At 66.0% G+C, this 19,395-nt stretch carries 14 protein-coding genes; 4 read left to right on the top strand and 10 right to left on the bottom strand.

Translation table 11 applies throughout. The features are described 5' to 3' along the window. Positions 1–25 precede the first annotated feature (25 nt). Together ACSQ23_RS24315 and ACSQ23_RS24320 are read left to right on the top strand one after the other, a co-directional pair. On the top strand, positions 26–1,270 hold the full coding sequence (locus ACSQ23_RS24315) for an ROK family transcriptional regulator (RefSeq protein WP_055880864.1): 1,245 nt from the start codon (positions 26–28) through the stop codon (positions 1,268–1,270). Between the two features lie 115 nt (positions 1,271–1,385). Continuing rightward, entirely contained in the window at positions 1,386–3,569 is a 2,184-nt protein-coding gene (locus tag ACSQ23_RS24320; protein ID WP_436092188.1) for a putative bifunctional diguanylate cyclase/phosphodiesterase, read from the top strand. Between the two features lie 186 nt (positions 3,570–3,755). Here the strand turns inward: ACSQ23_RS24320 and ACSQ23_RS24325 are convergent, their stop codons facing one another. Both ACSQ23_RS24325 and ACSQ23_RS24330 read right to left on the bottom strand, forming a co-directional pair. Continuing rightward, complete coding sequence (locus ACSQ23_RS24325; RefSeq protein WP_436092189.1) at positions 3,756–4,754, bottom strand: DNA topoisomerase IB; 999 nt, start codon at positions 4,752–4,754, stop codon at positions 3,756–3,758. A gap of 6 nt (positions 4,755–4,760) precedes the next feature. Continuing rightward, a complete protein-coding gene (locus tag ACSQ23_RS24330; protein WP_156384700.1) occupies positions 4,761–4,934 on the bottom strand; it encodes a hypothetical protein in 174 nt (57 codons plus the stop codon). A gap of 120 nt (positions 4,935–5,054) precedes the next feature. On the opposite strand from ACSQ23_RS24330, the gene ade reads away from it, so the two are divergent. Together ade and ACSQ23_RS24340 are read left to right on the top strand one after the other, a co-directional pair. After that, the gene (gene ade / locus ACSQ23_RS24335; protein ID WP_436092190.1) at positions 5,055–6,767 is read left to right on the top strand and encodes an adenine deaminase; all 1,713 of its coding nucleotides are present in this window, start codon (positions 5,055–5,057) and stop codon (positions 6,765–6,767) included. Continuing rightward, positions 6,764–8,407 carry a CocE/NonD family hydrolase gene (locus tag ACSQ23_RS24340; protein ID WP_436092191.1) on the top strand — a complete coding sequence of 548 codons (1,644 nt, stop codon included), beginning with the start codon at positions 6,764–6,766 and terminating at the stop codon, positions 8,405–8,407. The genes ade and ACSQ23_RS24340 overlap by 4 nt, the downstream gene beginning before the upstream one ends. A 134-nt stretch (positions 8,408–8,541) precedes the next feature. On the opposite strand, the gene ACSQ23_RS24345 is transcribed toward ACSQ23_RS24340, so the two are convergent. From ACSQ23_RS24345 to xdhC, 8 genes are all read right to left on the bottom strand, one after another. Continuing rightward, complete coding sequence (locus ACSQ23_RS24345) at positions 8,542–10,701, bottom strand: malate synthase G (RefSeq protein ID WP_436092192.1); 2,160 nt, start codon at positions 10,699–10,701, stop codon at positions 8,542–8,544. A 261-nt stretch (positions 10,702–10,962) separates the two neighbouring features. Beyond that, positions 10,963–12,297, bottom strand: coding sequence for a guanine deaminase (gene guaD, locus ACSQ23_RS24350; protein WP_436092451.1), 1,335 nt, complete (start codon positions 12,295–12,297; stop codon positions 10,963–10,965). Between the two features lie 2 nt (positions 12,298–12,299). Continuing rightward, positions 12,300–13,520, bottom strand: coding sequence for a urate hydroxylase PuuD (locus ACSQ23_RS24355; protein ID WP_436092193.1), 1,221 nt, complete (start codon positions 13,518–13,520; stop codon positions 12,300–12,302). 237 nt (positions 13,521–13,757) lie between these two features. After that, positions 13,758–14,843 carry a BMP family ABC transporter substrate-binding protein gene (locus ACSQ23_RS24360; protein ID WP_436092194.1) on the bottom strand — a complete coding sequence of 362 codons (1,086 nt, stop codon included), beginning with the start codon at positions 14,841–14,843 and terminating at the stop codon, positions 13,758–13,760. 29 nt (positions 14,844–14,872) lie between these two features. After that, positions 14,873–15,808, bottom strand: coding sequence for an ABC transporter permease (locus ACSQ23_RS24365; RefSeq protein ID WP_055880886.1), 936 nt, complete (start codon positions 15,806–15,808; stop codon positions 14,873–14,875). A gap of 3 nt (positions 15,809–15,811) precedes the next feature. Then, on the bottom strand, positions 15,812–16,906 hold the full coding sequence (locus ACSQ23_RS24370; protein WP_056001288.1) for an ABC transporter permease: 1,095 nt from the start codon (positions 16,904–16,906) through the stop codon (positions 15,812–15,814). Continuing rightward, entirely contained in the window at positions 16,896–18,461 is a 1,566-nt protein-coding gene (locus tag ACSQ23_RS24375) for an ABC transporter ATP-binding protein (RefSeq protein WP_244488520.1), read from the bottom strand. The genes ACSQ23_RS24370 and ACSQ23_RS24375 overlap by 11 nt, the downstream gene beginning before the upstream one ends. Then, a complete protein-coding gene (gene xdhC, locus ACSQ23_RS24380) occupies positions 18,448–19,329 on the bottom strand; it encodes a xanthine dehydrogenase accessory protein XdhC (protein WP_436092195.1) in 882 nt (293 codons plus the stop codon). The genes ACSQ23_RS24375 and xdhC overlap by 14 nt, the downstream gene beginning before the upstream one ends. Between the last annotated feature and the right edge of the window lie 66 nt (positions 19,330–19,395).

Consider the following 19,395-nt stretch of genomic DNA (forward strand, 5'->3'; position numbering starts at 1 on the left):
AAATGCAGTTGCGAGGTCGGGAGTCGTGGTCACCGGGCCGACAAGCAGGGAAGCCGCCCGCAAGCCGGGCGCCGCCAGTCGCGGCACCAATCAGACCGGCGTACGGCTCTACAACGAGCGCCTGGTGCTGTCGCTGATCCGTCGCCACGGCGACCTGCCCAAGGCCGACATCGCGCGCATGACCGGGCTCTCGCCGCAGACCATTTCGATCATCACCAATGCGCTGGAAGCCGACGGGCTGCTGCTGCGTGGCAAGCCGCTGCGCGGCAAGGTGGGCCAGCCGCTGGTGCCCTATTCGCTGAACCCCGAGGGGGCGCTGAGTTTCGGGTTGAAGATCGGCCGGCGCAGCGTCGATCTCTACCTGATCAACTTCACCGGCCAGATCCTCAAGCTCCTGCACAAGACCTACCCCTACCCTACCCCCGACAGCGTTCGCGAGTTCGCCCGCGCCGGCATCGACGAACTGCTCAGCGGGCTGCCGGCGGCGCTGACCGCCCGCATCGCCGGCCTCGGCATCGCCGCCCCCTACGAGATGTGGACCTGGCACGAGGAGATCGGCGCGCCCAAGCCCGAGATCGATGCCTGGCGACAGGTCGATGTGCGCGCCATGATGGCCGAGATCTGTCCCTGGCCGGTGTATTTCGCCAACGATATCACCGCGGCCTGCGCCGCCGAACTGATGTTCGGCAGCGGCGCCGACCACATCGACTACCTCTATGTCTTCATCGGCTCGTTCATCGGTGGCGGCCTGGTGCTGAACGGGCATCTGTTCCCCGGGCGCACCCAGAATGCCGGAGCGCTCGGCTCGATGCCGGCGCCCGACCCGGGGCACGTCGTGCCGCCGGGACGCACCCCACAACTGATGAACGTCGCCTCGATCTACGTGCTGGAGCGCGAGCTGCTGGCCATCGGCCGCAACCCCGAGATCCTCTGGCAATCGCCCGATGATTGGGGCGACGATCTGGGCGAGGCGCTGGACCGCTGGATCGACGAGGTGGCCGAAAGCCTTGCCTATTCGATCGTCGCCGCCATCGCGGTGATCGACGTCGAAACCGTGCTGATCGATGGCGCCTTCCCCACCCATGTGCGCAGCCGCATCATCGCCCGCACCGAGGCGGCCGTGGGCCGGATCAACCGGCAGGGCCTGTCGCCGTTCCGCCTGCTGCCGGGCAGCATCGGCAATGCGGCGCGCGCCATGGGCGGCGCCTCGCTGCCCTTGCTCGCCAACTTCACCCAGGATCGTGAAGTGCTGTTCAAGGACAATGCTTGAAATAGCGAAGCCGGCGGTGACTTGATCCGATCAAATCTCGCCGCGACGTCAAACGGGTAACGAGTTCGAAAAGCTTGCCGGGCACAGTGACATAGTCCCTGCCCCCCAAGACCCGATGCTCAATACTCGTCGCGCCAAGTTCAGACGCACATTCTCGATGCTGGTGCTGGCCGCGTTCGTCGTGGTTTTCGCCATTGCCGCGACGCTGCTGGGCGGCTTCCTCTTGTGGTCGGCCGCCGAGATCGACGACAACGCCGTCAGCCGCCAGGCGCAGCGCGTCATCCACGCCGTACAGGCGCAGCGCACCTTCACGCCCCGCGAACAGCAGAGCGTTGCGATCTGGGACGACGCGGTGCTCGCCGCGCGCGACCACGACGAAAACTGGCTTGAGAGCAATATCGGCAAGTGGATGTTCGAGTATTTCGGCCACGACGAGAGCTATGTGCTCGCCCCGGACGACGCTCCGATCTATGCCGCGATCGATGGGCGGACCCGTGGCACCGCCAGCTTCGACAGCCGGCGCGCCGCGTTGCAGCCGCTGGTCGACGACCTGCGAAAACTCACTGCCGCCGGCTACCTGGATGTGCCGCCGCATGTCGCCGACTACGTACTGGTCGATGGCCGCCCGGCCATCGCCAGCGTCATGCCGCTGGTCTCCGATTCCGGCAACCTGGCGCAGTCGGCCGGTCGCGAGGCGGTTCTCATCACCATCGTCAGGCTCGACATCGATTTCGAGCTCAGGATGATCGACCGCTACATGACCGAGGTGGGCCGCTTCACCACCGTCACCTCTGCGGCCGCCGATATCGAGGCCTTCCCGGTCACCAATCGTGCCGGCCGGATCGTCGCCTTCTTCGAATGGCTGCCCTATCGGCCGGGCCAGGAGCTGCTGCAGCGCACCGCGCCGGTGCTGATCCTGGCCTTCGTCTTCGTCTCGCTCCTGGTCTCGCTGCTGCTCTATCGGCTGCGGCGGGCGCTCAGGGCCCTCGAGTTCAAGCGCATCGACGCCGAACGGCAGGCCACCGAGGACGCACTGACCGGGCTGCCCAACCGGTTGAGCTTCGACCGCCAGTTCAACGGCCGGCTCGACGCCATCAAGCTGCGCGATCCGCCGACGGCGCTGCTGATGCTCGACCTCGACCGCTTCAAGCAGGTCAACGATACGCTGGGGCATCATGCCGGCGACGAGCTGATCCGCGCCGTGGCCGACCGCCTGCGTGCCGTACTCGGCCCCACCGACGTGCTGGCGCGGCTGGGCGGCGACGAGTTCGCCATTCTCCACACCTGCTATGCCGGCACGGTCGAGGTCGCGGCGCTGGCGCAGCGCATCGTCGACACCATCGCCAAACCGTTCCGGGTGCAGGGCAGCGACGCCTTTGTCGGGGTTTCGATCGGCATCGTGGTGGCCACATCAGGCCAGCGCGACAGCCACGAGCTGAGCCGTAAAGCCGACATTGCGCTCTACGAAGCCAAATCCGCCGGGCGCAACCGTGCCGCCTTCTACGAGGAGGCGATGGACGAGCAGGTGCAGAACCGGCACGTCATCGAAGCCGAATTGCGCGAGGCGCTGAGCAACCCCGGTCAGCTCTGGGTGGCGTTCCAGCCGCTCTGCGGCGATGCCGAGGAGATCGTCGGCGCCGAGGCCTTGCTGCGCTGGACCCATCCGCAGATCGGCATGATCCCACCGTCGCGCTTCATCGCCATTGCCGAGAGCACCGGGCTGATCGAGCAGTTGGGCGAGTTCGTGCTGCGCCGCGCCGCCGAGTTCGGCGCGCGCTGGCCCGGCCGCACCATTGCGGTCAATATCTCGCCGGCGCAGCTGCGTAACCCGACCTTTGCCGAGCGCGTCTTCACGCTGCTGGCCGAAACCGGCATGCGGCCGGCCGATCTCGAGATCGAGATCACCGAGGGCATCCTGCTCGACGACGAGTCGACTGCCGCCAACACCATCCGCAGCTTCCGCACCGCGGGGATCCGCATCGCGCTCGACGATTTCGGCACCGGCTATTCCTCGCTCAGCTATTTGAAGCGCTATCCGGTCGATCGCATTAAGATCGACCGCTCCTTCATCGCCCAGTTGTCGACCGCCAATGCGTCGGACGCCATCGTCCAGGCCATGGTGACGCTGGCCCATGCGCTGGATATCGAGGTCACCGCCGAGGGCGTCGAGACCGAGGAGCAGTTCCGGGCCCTCATCCGCATGGGCTGCAACACCTTTCAGGGCTACCTGTTCTCCCAGCCGCTGACCCTCGACGACATCGACGCCCGCTTCTCTGAGCCGTTGCCGCGGGTGGCGTGAGGGATAGCGGGACGGGACCACGGGCAGTGCCACATCGCCCCCTCGCCCCTCTGGGGAGAGGGATGGGGTGAGGGGCGCCAAGCGCTCGGAACCAAGCCTCCTGCGCATCGTAACCGCTCAGTCGGTGCGCTTGGCTACCCCTCACCCTAACCCTCTCCCCAGAGGGGAGAGGGGACGCGAAGCCCCCTACCCCGCGGCCTCCAGCACTGCCGCCAGCCGCACCTCACGCTGCCGGACGCCGTTTGTGCCGTCGCCGCCCGCGGCCCAGAGCTCGGCCAGCCGTCCCTTGTCGAACAGCGCGTAGAGACATGGTGCCACATAGCTTGCCCGGCTGATCGCCGGCGTGTTCTGCAGGAACGCCGCGACCTGCTTCGTCACCTCGGCCATCTGGCGCTTTCGCGCCGTCACCGATTCCCCCGGCTCCAGCTTAGCCAGGGCTTCCGCCGCCATGGCGCTGGCATGGAGGGTGCGAAAATCCTTGGCCGTCACCGTCACGCCCGCCACCTCGCGCAGGTAGCGGTTGAGGTCGTCGGTGCGCAGCGCCTTCGGCTTGCCGGCCTCGTCGCGATACATCAGCAGCCGGCGCCCGGGGATCGACTTCACCTTGTCGATCGCCGCCGCGAGCCGTGCATCGGCGAAACTGTAGCTCGCCCTCTTGCCGCTCTTGGCCGGAAACCTCACCTGCACCTCGTCGCCCGCGACAACCACGTCGCGGCTGTAGAGCGTGCCGGCGCCGCGCGTGCCGTGCGCATCGAGATAGCGTTCGCGCCCGACCCGCATCGCCGTGCGGTCGATCAGCGCCACGCCGAGCCCCAGAGCCAGTTGCTTGCTGCCCGCCTCGGCCTCGAGGTCGTCGCGCACCCGTCGTCGGATGCGCGGCAAGGCCGCAGTCAACAACCCGAGTTGTTCGTGCTTGTGTCTAAGCCGGCGGGCTTCCCAGTCCGGGTGATAGATATATTGCAGCCGCCCCGCGGCATCGGTGCCACAGGCTTGGATATGGGCGCGCGGGTCAGCGGCAATCCGCACCTCGGTCCAGGCCGGCGGGATGGCGAGGCTACGAGCCCGTTCACGAACCTCTTCCTCACGGATCAGCTCGCCGTTCTCGTCGACATAGCCGAAGGTGCGGCCGTGCCGGCGTCGGCGTATCGTCAGCTCGTCGCGGCTGACCCGCTTCAGCCTAACCACCCTCGCTCACACGCCCGTCGTGGTGTTGGGCGGCGGGGCCATGGCATAGAACACCAGGTAGATCAGGCCGAAGGCGAGGATGATGCCGAGCACCGACCAGATCAGCACCCGGAGATTCATCAGCCGCCCGCTCCCTTGGCGAACTTCGTTCGTCGACTTCTCGGCATCATAGGTTCGCATGGCGCTACTCGCTTGCAGAAGAATGTGAAAACCAACGCCCCCGGCGCCGAGCAGTTCCGTCCCCACTTGACCGTGACCGGCTGAACGAAGACGTTGGGACATGCAGATCACGGCCGCGTCATGACCATTTCACCAGAGCTCCTCACCCGCATGATCAAGGCGGGGGCCGGCGAGGTTCCGGCCGATGTGGTGATCAAGAACGTCCGCCTCCTGGACGTCATCTCCGGTTCGGTCACCCACACCGACATCGCCATCGTCGCCGACCGCATCGTCGGCACCTACGGCTACTACAACGGCAAGACGCTGATCGAGGGCGAGAACCGCTTCGCCGTGCCCGGCTTCATCGACACGCACCTCCACATCGAATCTTCGCTGGTGACTCCGTTCGAGTTCGATCGCTGCGTGCTGCCGCACGGCGTCACCACGGTGATCTGCGACCCGCACGAGATCGCCAACGTGCTGGGCGCCGACGGCATCCGCTATTTCCTCGAGTGCGCCGAGCGCACCGTGATGGATATCCGGGTCAACCTCTCGTCCTGCGTGCCGGCAACACCGCACGAAACCTCAGGGGCGCGACTCGAAATCGCCGACCTCGAGAAGTTCCGCCGCCACCGCCAGGTCATCGGCCTCGCCGAGATGATGAACTATCCGGGAGTCCTCGCGGCCGATCCGGGGATCATCGCCAAGCTCGTGGCGTTCCAGGGTGAGCATATCGATGGCCACGCCCCGCTGGTCACCGACCTCGCGCTCAACGGCTACCTCGCCGCCGGCATCCGCACCGACCACGAGTCGACCACCGCCGTGGAGGCGCGCGAGAAGCTCAGTAAAGGCATGGCGATCCTGATCCGCGAGGGCTCGGTCTCGAAGGACCTCGAGGCCCTGGCCGAAATCCTCGATGCCAATACCTCGGCCTATGTCGCGCTCTGCACCGATGATCGCAACCCGCTCGATACGCTCGAAGAAGGCCATCTCGATTCTTCGATCCGCCGGCTGATCGGCCGCGGCCGGCCGCTGCATCATGTCTACCGCGCTGCCTCGCATTCGGCCGCCCGCATTTTCGGTCTGAAAGACCGCGGCCTCGTCGCGCCCGGCTATCGGGCCGATATCGCACTGCTCGACGATCTCGAGGGCTGCCGGGTCGCCGAGGTGATCACCGCCGGGCGGCTGGTGCGGCCCGAGCTGTTCGCGGCCCGCCAGCCGGTGCCGCCGGTCGGTCTCGCCTCGATGAAGGCGCAGCGGGTCGCCCCCTCGACCTTCATCGTCCCACCCAACCCGCGGCAGAACGAAACTCCAGTGATCGCGGTGCGGCCGGGGCTGATCCTCACCTATCGCGAGACGGCGACGCTGGAAGTCTCCGACAAGGGCACCCTGCCCGATCTCGACAACGACGTGATCAAGATCGCCGTGATCGAGCGGCACGGCATCAACGGCAATGTGGCGCTGAGCTTCACCAAGGGTTTTGGGTTGAAGCGCGGCGCCATCGCCTCCTCGGTCGGCCACGACAGCCACAACATCACCGTGGTCGGCGCCGATGACGAAGACATGGCCGTGGCGGTCAACCGGCTGATCGAGCTGGGCGGCGGTTTCGCCGTCGCCGATGGCGGCCGGGTCACCGCCGACCTGGCGCTGCCGATCGCCGGGTTGATGAGTCTGCTCAGCTTCGAGACCGTCGCCGATAAGCTCCATCACCTGCGCCAGGCCGCCTACGACCTCGGCTGCACCCTGCCCGAGCCGTTCCTGCAGGTGGCGTTCCTCGCCCTGCCGGTGATCCCGCATCTGAAGATGACCGACCGGGGGCTGTTCGACGTGGACAAGTTCGACTTCGTCAAATGAGCTTTGCCAGCCGGTTTCTTGCCGACCTCTATAAGCTCCCGAGGCGCAAATGCGGCATCGTCCGCACCCGCAACATCCGGGTGCCGATGTATGACGGCGTGGCGCTGGCGACCGAGCACTTCGCCCCCAAGCTGCCGGGCAAGCACCCCACCATCCTGATGCGCGAGCCCTATGGGCTCTCCGGCTTTGCCACCATCGGCGAAGTCTATGCCGAGCGCGGCTTCCACGTCGTGCTGCAGGCCTGCCGCGGCACCGACAAGTCGGAAGGCGAGTTCGACCCGTTCGGGCACGAGCGCGACGACGGGCTCGCCACTATCGACTGGATCAAGGCGCAGCCCTGGTTCGATGGCCGCCTCGGCACCTCGGGCCCGAGCTATCTCGGCTATGCGCAATGGGCGATCTGCGACGCGCTGCCCAAACAATCCGCCATGGCGATCAAGGTCACCAGCGCCGAATTCCGCTCCATCGTCTTTCCCGGCGGCGGGCTGGCGGTCGGGCTGTGGCTGAGCTGGATCCAGACGGTCGAGGGCCTGCGCGGCAACCCGATGCGCACCGCGCAGCGCATGTTCACCGGCGGCATCGAACGCACCACGCTGCGCGCCACCATGAAGCTGCCGTTGCGCGATGCCGATAAGCGCGTCACCGGCCGCGAGGTGCCGTTCTGGCGCCGCTGGATGGACGAGGCGATCGGCAACGACGCCTTCTGGCAGCCGCTCGACCATACCCATCGCATAGGCGCCCGCACCCCGCCGGTGAGCTTCACCTCGGGCTGGTACGATTTCATGCTCGATCAACTGCTGCGCGATTACGCGACGCTCGTCGATGCCGGCCACACCCCGCAGCTGACGGTCGGCCCCTGGTTCCACGTCAGCCCGGACCTGCAGATGGAGAGCGTCAAGCAGACGCTCGAGTGGATGAACGCCAAGCTGCTCGGCGACGCCACGAGCCTCCGCGCCAAGCCGGTGCGGCTCTACATTTCCGGGCTCGGCGAATGGCGCGAGTTCGACAGCTACCCGCCGGTGCAGGCGGACAACCAGATCTGGCACATCCACCCCGAAAAAGTGCTGTCGCAGCGCCCGGTCCGCGCCTCGGCGCCCGATACCTACACCTATGATCCCGCCCATCCGACCCCGTCGGTCGGCGGCGCCATGTTCGCCTTCAACGGCGCCGGGCCGGTCGACAATGCGCCGCTCGAAAAGCGCGACGACGTGCTGGTCTATACCTCCGAGCCGCTGTTCAACCCCATCACCATCCTCGGCCAGGTGCGGATCGCGCTCCATGCGCGCTCGACCCTCCCCAACACCGATTTCTTCGTGCGGCTCTGCGATGTCGACGAAAAGGGCCTGTCGACCAATATCTGCGACGGCATCATCCGCAAGACCTCGGCCGATCCGGCAGTCGCCGACGATATCTGGAAGCTGAACTTCCGCATGCACGCCACCGCCCACCGCTTCAACCGCAACCACCGGCTGCGCGTCATCGTCGCCAGCGGCGCCCACCCCCGCTACGCCCGCAACACCGGCACCGACGAGGCGCTCGGCGAAGCCTCCCACCTCGCCTCAGCGGATATCGAGATATTCCACGACCCGGCCCACCCGAGCGCCATTCATCTGCCGGTGGTGGAGTTGGATCGAATCTAGCTCCCCTCCCCCTTGAGGGGAGGGGTGGGGGGTGGGGGTCCATCGGTGATCACCGGACCACCCCCTCCCTCAATCCCTCCCCTCAAGGGGGAGGGAGGCGATGGCTGAACGATCGTAGCTGGGGCGTGAGCCAGCTACACCCCCGCCTTAACCCGCTCCCTCGCTGCATGGAGGATCGGCTCGGTATACCCCGACGGCTGCACCGCGCCCTCGAGCGCCAGGTCGAGCGCCGCCTGATAGGCTATCGACGTGCCAAAATGCCCAGCCATCGGCTGGTACAGCGGGTCGCCGGCGTTCTGGCCATCGACCACCGCTGCCATCTTCTCGAAGGAGGCGCGCACCTCGGCTTCGCTGACCAGCCCGTGCTTCAGCCAGTTGGCCACGGCCTGCGAGGAGATGCGGCAGGTGGCGCGGTCCTCCATCAGCCCGACATTGTTGATATCGGGCACCTTGGAGCAGCCGACCCCCTGGTCGACCCAACGCACCACATAGCCGAGAATACCCTGCGCATTATTGTCGAGCTCGCGCAGCACCGCGGCCCTGTCGAGCGTCGAGGCATCCAGCACCGGCATCGAGAACAACTCGCCAAGGCCGGGTGTCGCCTGGTTGTGCCGGCGCTTCTGCGCCTCGAACACATCGATCTGGTGGTAGTGTAGCGCATGCAGCGTCGCCGCGGTCGGCGACGGCACCCAGGCGGTGTTGGCGCCGGCATTGGGATGCGCAGCTTTGCTCGCCAGCATTGCCGCCATGTCGTCGGGCCGCGCCCACATGCCCTTGCCGATCTGTGCCTTGCCCGAGAAACCGGCAGCCAGACCGATCAGCACGTTGCGATCCTCATAGGATTGGATCCACTTCTCGGCCTTGACGTCGTCCTTGCGCAGCACAGGGCCGGCCAGCATCGAGGTGTGGATCTCATCGCCGGTGCGATCGAGGAAGCCGGTATTGATGAAGAACACCCGCTTGCGGGCGGCATGGATGGCGGCCTTGAGGTTAGCGGAGGTGCGCCGCTCCTCGTCCATGATGCCGATCTTGATGGTCTCGGGCTTCAGTCCCAGCAGCTTCTCGACCGCAGCAAAGATCTCGCAGGCGAAGGCGACCTCGTCCGGCCCGTGCATCTTGGGCTTCACCACATAGATGGCGCCGGTGGTCGAGTTGACCTTGTCCGAGAGCGCGCAGAGCGCGGTGACCGCCGCATCCATCAGCCCTTCGCCGATCGGCTGTCCCTGAGGGTCGAGCACGGCTTTGGTGGTCATCAGGTGCCCGACATTGCGCACCAGCAGCAGCGCCCTGCCCTTCAGCGTGAGCGGCTGGCCGGCGACATCCTTGTACTGCCGGTCGGCATTGAGCTTGCGGGTGAGCGGTTTGCCGCCCTTTTCGAACGTCTCGCTCAGCGTGCCGTTCATCAGCCCGAGCCAGTTGCGATAGACCCCGACCTTGTCCTCGGCATCCACCGCTGCGACCGAATCCTCGCAGTCCTGGATGGTGGTCAGCGCAGACTCGACGATCAGGTCGCTCAGGCCCGCCTGGTGCGTCGCCCCGATCGGGCTCTTGGGATCGATAATCAGGATGACGTGCAGGCCATTGTGGCGCAGCACCAGCTCGCCGCGTTCCTCGGTGCCGCCATAGCCGACGAACTGCGCGGGGTCTTTGAGGGTTACGCGGCCGCCAGCGGTATCGGCAACGAACACGCGCCGATCGCCATCCTTGATCACATGATAGCCGGTGACGTCGCGATGGCTGCCCGAGGCTAACGGGAACGAGGCATCGAGGAACTCGGCCGCCCGCGCCACCACCGCTGCAGCACGCGCCGGGTTCAGCCCCTTACCGGGCGCCAGCTCGCCCTCGCGCGAGATCGCATCGGTGCCGTAGAGCGCGTCATAGAGGCTGCCCCAGCGGGCATTGGCGGCGTTCAGCGCATAGCGCGCGTTCGACACCGGCACCACCAGTTGCGGGCCGCAGATCGAGGAAATCTCCGGGTCGAGCCCGCTGGTCTCGATGGTGAAATCGGCCGGTTCGGCAACGAGGTAGCCGATCTGCTTGAGGAACGCCTGGTATTTCGAGGGATCAGCGCCGACCGGCCCGTTGGCCTTGTGCCAGTCATCAACCTCGGTCTGGATCCGGTCGCGGATCGCCAGCAGCTCGCGGTTGCGCGGCGCGAAATCCCGCACCAACCCGGCGAGCCCGCTCCAGAACTGCTCGGCCGATACGGCGGTGCCTGGAATGGCTTCCTGCTCGACGAAATCCACCAGCAGCCGATCGACCTTCAGGCCGGATTTCTCGATGTAGTCAGCCATGTCCGTTCCTTCGTTCATTCCCCGCGCAGGCGGGAACCAGTGGGATATACCGCCGCGCCAGCGCGCGTCGACCCCCACCCCTGTCCCCTCCCCGCAAGGGGGAGGGAGACGAGAACACGGCCTTCAGTGTGAGGGTCTCCCTCCCCATTCTTAGGGGGAGGGGACAGGGGTGGGGGTCGGCTCGCATCCGGGTAACCGTCATGCCCACAGCAGCCCCCATCGCGCAATCCCCCAAACAGCGCAATCGGCGTCACCTTCGGATCAGGCGGCGAGCGCCGATTTCATCGGCTTGCCCATCACGTAGGTTTCGACCACTGCCCGGTCGTCGCCGCAGGTCTGCAGGAGGAACAGCTCCTGCTCGAGCGAGCCACAGGTCTCCATGCGGAGCGCCATCTGCGGCGTGGCGCTGGAGTTGAGCACCACGATATCGGCTTCCTTGCCCGGCTCGAGCGAGCCGATGCGCCCCTCGAGACTCATCGCCCGGGCATTGCCCAGCGTCATGTGGAAGAACGAGCGGAACGGGGTCAGCCGCTGGCCGCGCAGCTGCATCACCTTGTAGCCTTCGTCCATGGTGCGGAGCATCGAGTAAGAGCTGCCGCCGCCGACATCGGTGGCGGTCGCGATGCGCACGCCGCGCTCATGCTGGCGCTCATAGTCGAACAGGCCCGAGCCGATGAACAGGTTCGAGGTCGGGCAGAACACCGCCACCGAACGGGTCTCGGAAATCACCTCGGTTTCGCGATGGCTGAGATGGATGCAGTGGCCGAGCAGCGTCTTGGGGCCGAGCAGGTGGAACTTCTCGTAGATGCCGACATAGTCGCCATAGTTCGGGTAGAGCTCGTTGGCATAGGCGATCTCGGCAAGGTTTTCCGAGACATGGGTCTGGATGTGGAGGTCCGGAAACTCCCGCGCCAGCGCCTCGGCCATCGCCATCTGCTCATGCGTCGAGGTGATGGCGAAGCGCGGCGTGATGGCATAGTGCGCCCTGCCCCGCCCATGCCATTTCGCGATGCCGGCCTTGGTGTCGTCATACCCCGATTGCGGCGTATCGAGCAGGCCCGGCGGCGCATTGCGATCCATCATCACCTTGCCGCCCACCATCAGCATGTTGCGCTTTTCGGCCTCGCCGAAAAACGCATCGACCGATTGCGGGTGCACCGAGCAATAGGCCGCCGCCGTGGTGGTGCCGTGCCGGACCAGCTCGTCGAAGAACCGTGAGGCGATGCGGGTCGCATGCACTTCGTCGCCAAAGCGTTGTTCCTCGACGAAGGTGTAGGTGTTGAGCCACTCGAGCAGCGCCGCCGCATAGGCGCCGATCACCTGCATCTGCGGGAAATGGATATGCGGGTCGATGAACCCGGGCAGGATCAGGTTCGGACGGTGATCGATGATCTCGATCTTGGCGTCGGACCACGGAGGAGGCTGGCCGTCTCGCCACTCGTCCACCATCAGGATCTTGCCACTATGGGCATCAACGACCACGAAGCCATTCTCGATATAGCGATAGCTGCCGTGGTCATCTCGTCCTTGCGGCTCACTGACAAAGGTCAGCACGCGGCCGCGCAGGATGCGGAAGCCTACCTCGTCAGATGGGATAATCACTGCCCGTCCCCGCGGAACCACGCCACCAGCAACGCCCGCTCGTCGTCGGTCATGTCGGTGACATTGCCCGGCGGCATGGCGTGCGAATAGCCGGCCTGGATCGCCACCTGTTCGGCGTGGTTGGCGATGGCAATGTCATTGTCGAGAATGACGTTCTTGGGCGCCTCGGCAATGCCCTCCCAGACCGGCTCGGCGGTGTGGCACATGCTGCAGCGGCCCTGCACCACCTCGGACGCCGCCTTGAAATGTGGCGACTGCATCAACAGCATTGCCTGCGGCGACGCCACGGTCTCGGCCCCGGTCGGCAGCTTCGGCCCGCTCGACAGCCAGGCGCAGAGGAGGAAAATCACGATCACCAGCGGCCACACCCAGGTCGGGTTGCCCTTGCGGCCATGCCTGGTGTTGAAGAAATGTCGGATCAGCACGCCTTCGAGGAAGATCAGCGAAGCGATCAGCCAGTTCCACGGCGTGGCGAAGGCCAGCGGGTAATGGCTCGACAGCATGAAGAAGATCACCGGCAGGGTGAGGTAATTATTGTGCAGCGAGCGTTGCTTCGCGATCTTGCCATACTTGGCGTCGGGCACCCGCCCGGCCTTGAGATCCGCCACCACGATCTTCTGGTTGGGGATGATGATCATCGCGACGTTGGCCGCCATGATGGTCGCGGTGAAGGCGCCCATATGCAGCATGGCGGCGCGGCCGGTGAACACCTGCGTATAGGCCCAGCTCATCGCGGTGAGGATGGCGAACAGCACCACCATCAGCCCGCCGGTCGAGTTGCCGATCGGCGATTTGCAGAGCGTGTCGTAGAGCACCCAGCCGAGGACGATCGAGCCGAGCGAAATCAGGATCGCCTGCCAGGCCTGCAGATCCAGCACATGCCGGTCGACGAGGAACAGGTCGGCGCCGAAATAATAGACGACGACCAGCAGCATGAACCCGGAAATCCAGGTGAAATAGCTCTCCCACTTGAACCAGGTCAGGTGCTCGGGGAGGAAATCCGGCGCCACCAGGTACTTCTGGATGTGGTAGAAGCCGCCGCCATGCACCTGCCACTCCTCGCCATGCGCCAAGGGCGGCAGGCTCGGGGTCTTCCGCAACCCCAGGTCCAGCGCGATGAAGTAGAAGCTGGAGCCGATCCAGGCGATGGCGGTGATCACATGCGTCCAGCGCACCGCGAAACTCAGCCATTCCCAGAAGATTGCGTAGTCGGTCATCGCTTTGGTCGTCCTTCGCTTCGCTCGGCCGCGCGACTGACGTCGCGGGACCCCTCATCCGGCCTTCGGCCACCTTCTCCCACAAGGGGAGAAGGCGATAGAACCGAGAACTCTCAGTCGTTGCCTTCTCCCCTTGTGGGAGAAGGTGCCCGAAGGGCGGATGAGGGGTTCTCTCCGCCAACTCAGGTCGTGAAAAGAGGCGGACTCGCGCCCGCCCCTTCCCGTTTCATAGCCTGCTTACGCGGCGCTTTCGACGCCCTTGACGAACCAGTCGATCACGGCGAGCTCGGCCATGGTCATGACCTTGCCTTCCTCGACCTTGAGGTTGCCGTCCTGGTCGTAGATCGGGCCGGTGAAGATGTCGTAGGTGCCGTCCTTGTAGCCGGCCTGCACGGCATCGGCGAGCGCCACGACATCGGCAGGAACCGCCTTGTTATAGGGCGAGATCACCACCGTGCCTTCCTTCATGCCGTCCCACGTGTCGGCCGACGCCCAGGTGCCGTCGATGATTGCCTGGACGCGCTCGACATAATACGGGCCCCAGATGTCCTCGATCGCGGTGAGGTGGGCGTTAGGCGCGAACGAGGACATGTCGGCGCCCTGGCCGAAACCGTAGAGACCCTTCTGCTCGAGAATCTGCAGCGCCGCCGGGCTGTCGGTATGGGTGGTGACGATATCGCAGCCAAGGTTGATCAGCGTCTCGGTGGCCGCGGCCTCCTTCGGCGGATCGAACCAGCTGTCGATGAACACCAGCTTCAGCTTGGCATCGGGGTTCTGCTTCTGCGCCGAGAGCAGGAACGAGTTCACACCCAGCACCACTTCCGGCACCTTGTACGAACCGAGATAGCCGAGCGTGCCCGACTTGCTCATCTTGCCCGAGATGGTGCCGAGCACGGCGCGCCCTTCGTGGAACTTGGAGTTGTAGGTCGCGACATTGTCGGCACGCTTGAAGCCCGTGCAGTGCTCGAACTTCACATCCGGGAACTCGGCCGCCACCGTGATGGTCTGGTCCATGTAGCCGTAGGAGGTGGTGAAGATCAGCTTGCAGCCCTGCTGGGCCAGGTCGCGGATCAGCGGAATGGCCGAAGCGTCCTCGGCGACGTTCTCGACATAGATCGTCTCGACCTTGTCACCGAGCGCCGCATCGACCGCCTCGCGGCCCTTGTTGTGGGCCCAGGTCCAGCCATAGTCGCCGATCGGCCCGAGGAAGATGAAGCCGATCTTGATCTTTTCCTGGGCGAAGGCGGCGCCGCCGGCGAGCGGCACGGCCGCGGCGGCCGCACCTGCGGCAGCGATGAAGTGGCGGCGATTGAGATTTGCCATGGACGTCTCCTGTTACGTTGTTGGCGTTTCTACGTTGCGGGAAGAAAGGGCTTGCCGAGGCAAGCAGGCGCGTTGAGGCCGACCCGATCCCGCATGGAGATCAGCGTCAGCACCACAACGGTCATCAGGTAGGGCATGGCCGCCCAGAATTGAGACGGGATGTACTGGGCGAACGACAGGAACGAGAGGCCGCCGGCCTTGGCGTTGAGCTCCATCCACATCAGCACGCCGAAAAAGATCGCGCCGACCAGTAGCCGTCCGGCCCGCCAGCCGGCGAACACCACCAGCGCCAGCGCGATCCAACCGCGCCCGGCGGTCATCCGCTCGGCCCACATCGGGGTGATCACCATGGAGAAATAGGCCCCGCCGATCCCTGCCATGGCCCCGCCGAAGGCCACCGCGGCGTAGCGCACCCCGATCACCGAATAGCCGATCGAATGGGCGCTGAGGTCGTTCTCGCCGACGGCCCTGAGGATCAGCCCGGCGCGGGTCGACTTGAGGAACCAGCCGACCGCGAACACCATGATCAGCGCGAAGTACACCACCGGCGAATAGCCGAAGAGCACCTTGAGAAGCGGGTCGCGCGCCAGCTCGGGCGGAAACACCGAGCCGAACTGCGGCACGATCCGGCCGACGAAGCTGAGCCCGATCAGCGAGCTGAGCCCGGTGCCGAAAATGGTCAGCGCCAACCCGGTCGCCACCTGGTTCGAATTGAGCGTCAGGACGAAAAAGCCGAACAGCGACGCCGCGAGCGCGCCGGCGACGGCAGCGCCGATCACTCCCAGCCACGGGTTGCCGGTGAGGACGGTAGCGGCAAAGCCGGCGATGGCGCCGACCAGCATCATGCCTTCGACGCCGAGGTTGAGCACGCCGGACTTCTCGACCACCAGCTCGCCGAGCCCGGCCAACAGGATCGGGGTGGAAATGCCGACGATGGTGATGATGGCCGCGATGAGGAAATCCATGGCCTATTCCCCCGGCGCCGGCTGCACGACGGCCTTGGCCGACGGGATGAAGCGCACGCGATAGCGCACGAAAATGTCGCTCGCGAGGATGAAGAACAGCATCATCGCCTGGAAGATGCCGGCGGTGGCGTTGGGGATGTGCACCGTGGTCTGCGCCACCTGCCCGCCCACATAGGTGACGGCGAGCACGATGCCGGCGATCAGGCAGCCGATGGGATGCAGCCGGCCGAGGAACGACACGATGATGGCGGTGAAGCCGTAGCCGGAGGGAAAGCCGAGATTGATCGCCTTCAGCGACCCGGCGAATTCCAGCGCGCCGGCGAGCCCTGCCATGCCGCCGCCGATCAGCATGGCGAGCCAGACCGTCTGATTGCCGTCGAACCCGCCATGGCGCGCCGCATTGGGCGCCGAGCCGACGACACGGATCTGGTAGCCGAACACCGAGCGCGACATCAGCAGCCAGAACACGAAGGGCAGCACGACGGCGATGGCGACACCGAGGTGAACCGTGGTTCCGGAGAAGAGGATCGGTAGCGTCTGGTCCGGTTGCAGCGGCGCGGTGGCCGGAAAATTGCGGCCGTTCGGGTCCTTCCAGGGGCCGCCGACCAGGTAGCTCAACACCTGCAGCGCAACATAGGTGAGCATCAGGCTCGAAAGGATTTCGTTGACCCCGAAGCGGGTCCGAAGTGCCGCCGGTACTGAGGCCCAGGCGCTGCCGCCGACCATGCCGGCAAGGATCATGGTGACCATGATGATCGGCCCGCCGGCCGTGCCGGCGGCAATGCCGACGCCGGCGGCGCAAAGCGCGCCGATGATGTACTGCCCCTCGGCGCCGATGTTCCAGACATTGGCGCGATTGCCGATGGAGAGGCCAAGCGCGATGATGATCAGCGGCGCGGCCTTCACCGCCACGTCCTGCCATTTGTAAGAGGCGAGCAGCGGCGTCAGGAAGATATCGATCACCGCCCGCTGCCCGTCGATACCGAGCAGGTCGAACACCACGACGCCGACCAGCATGGTGAGCAGCACCGAGGCGATGGGCGTCACCACCTGCATCAGTTTGCTCGGCTCCTGGCGCTTTTCTAGCTTAATGCGCATCGGCCAGCTCCAGCTCAGCAGTCGGGGTGGTCGGCGCCTCGCCGTGGATGCCGCCCATCAGCAGGCCGATCTCCTCGATATCGGCGCCGGCGACCTCTATCGGTCGCGACAGCCGCCCCTCGTTGATCACCGCCAGCGTGTCGCACAGCGACAGCAGCTCATCGAGATCCTGGCTGATCACCACGACCGCCGAACCCGCAGCCGCGAGGTCGACGATCGCCTGATGGATCGCCGCCGCCGCCCCGGCGTCGACGCCCCAGGTCGGCTGGCTGACCACCAGCACGGCGGGCTTCTGGAGGATTTCCCGACCCATGATGTATTTCTGCAGGTTCCCGCCCGAGAGCGAACCCGCCATTGCGCCCGGCCCCAGCGCCTTGACGGCAAAGGCGGTGATCACCTCGCCGGCATAGGTCTTGGCCGCACCGGCCTTGATCAGTCCGGCACTGACCATGCCGAGGCGGTCGCGGGCGGTGAGGATGGTATTGTCGGCGAGGCTGAATTCCGGCACTGCGGCATGCCCGTTGCGCTCTTCCGGCACGCTGGCCAGCCCCTTGAGCCGCCGTGACTTCGCCTGCAACTGCCCGACCGGTGCGCCATCGATGCTGATGGCCTCCGCATCGCCCGACAGCACCTCGCCCGACAGCGCCAGCAGCAGGGCATTCTGGCCGTTCCCGGCGACGCCTGCCACGCCGAAGATTTCGCCGCCGCGGACCGTGAAGTTGATGTCCTTGAGCGCGATACCGAACGGCCCGGCGCCGGGGATCGACAGCCGGCTGACCACCAGCTTCTCCGGCCCCAGCGACCGGCTGGCCGGCTTGGTGATTTCCTTGAGCCCGGCGCCGATCATCTTTTCGGCCATCGAGCGCGAGGTCTCGACCTTGGGATCGCAGGTATCGACCAGCTTGCCGCCACGCAGGATCGTCGCTGTATCGCACAGCGCTTTGATTTCGTGCAGCTTGTGCGAGATGTAGAGGATCGAGCACCCCTCCGACGCCAGTTGCCGCAGCACCACGAACAGCTGCTCCACCTCCTGCGGGGTGAGCACCGAGGTTGGCTCGTCCATGATCAGCAGTTTGGGGTTGAGCAGCAGCGCCCGCACGATCTCGATGCGCTGGCGTTCGCCCACCGACAGGGTGGAGACGGTTCGGTGCGGATCGAGCTTCAGCCCGTACTGCTCCATCACCTCGCGGATCCTCGCCTCGAGGTCGCGAGCGTGGATTTTGGCGTCCATCCCCAGCGCAATGTTCTCGAGCACCGTCATCGCCTCGAACAGCGAGAAATGCTGGAACACCATGCCGATGCCGAGCTTGCGGGCCGCCTTGGGGTTGCCGATGGTGAGCGCTTGGCCGTTCCAGCGGATTTCGCCGGCATCGGGCTGCATGATGCCGTAAATCATCTTGACCAGCGTCGACTTGCCGGCGCCGTTTTCACCGAGCAACGCGTGGATTTCGCCGGGCAGCACAGCAAACGAAACGCTGTCATTGGCGAGGACGCCGGGAAAGCGCTTGGTGATACCGGTCAATTGCAGACGCGGCGCGATGCTACTGTCCAACAGCGGCTCCCGACTTCGTTACGGTGGCCGGCCGCGCCTTCAGATCTTCGACTTCCCGCCGGCCAATGTGGACCAGAATCTCGGCTGCCGCCAGCGCCGCGATGACCTCGGGCCGCTTGTCCCCAATCCCCTCTGGGAACGCCTGGCCGCCGATCGGCAGCACCAGCCGGTCGAGCGGCGCCGCCGGATAGCCCTCGCCCAGGTACCAGGACCGGAACCGCGCCCGCTTCGTCTTCGAGCCGACCATGCCGACATAGGGGGCATCAGCGCGCTGCAGCGCCTCGGCGGCGATGAGGAAATCGAGCGCATGGTCATGCGTCAGGATGACGAAGCCACTGCCCGCGGGGGCCGAACGCACCACCGCCTCGGGCATCGCCACGGCGTGGGTCTCGACGTTGCCGGGCAGGTTGGTGAGCTCGTCCGGCCGCGTATCGACCACATGCACCTTGAGCGGCAGCGCCGAGAGCGCCCGGGCCAAGGCATGCCCGACATGGCCGGAGCCGAACAGATAGACATGCGGCCGCGCCGCCACCTCGGCCTCGAGCTTTTCGACCAGCCGTAGCGTCTCAGCCGGCGTCACCCGCTGCAGCGCCACATCCACCCGCCCGCCGCAGCACTGCCCGATCTCGGGCCCGAGCGGAATATCGAGGCTGTCCTCATGCTCACCGGCCCGCAGCACCTGCCGCGCCCGGTCAATCACCATATACTCGAGCGCCCCACCCCCAATGGTGCCGACCTGCTCGTCCTCGGAGATCAGCATGAACGTCCCGGCCTCACGCGGCGACGAGCCGCGCACCGCAGTGAGTTCAGCGACGATAACCGCGGGATTGGCGGAGAGGAAGGATCTGAGGGTGGCTGGGGAGAGAGTCATCGTGGGGCCTCCCCCTCCCCAACCCTCCCCGCGAGGGGGAGGGTGCCGGCTGGTGGTTGGAGTGAG

This window comes from Devosia sp. LjRoot16 (genome assembly GCF_964252795.1).
Lineage (GTDB): Bacteria > Pseudomonadota > Alphaproteobacteria > Rhizobiales > Devosiaceae > Devosia_A.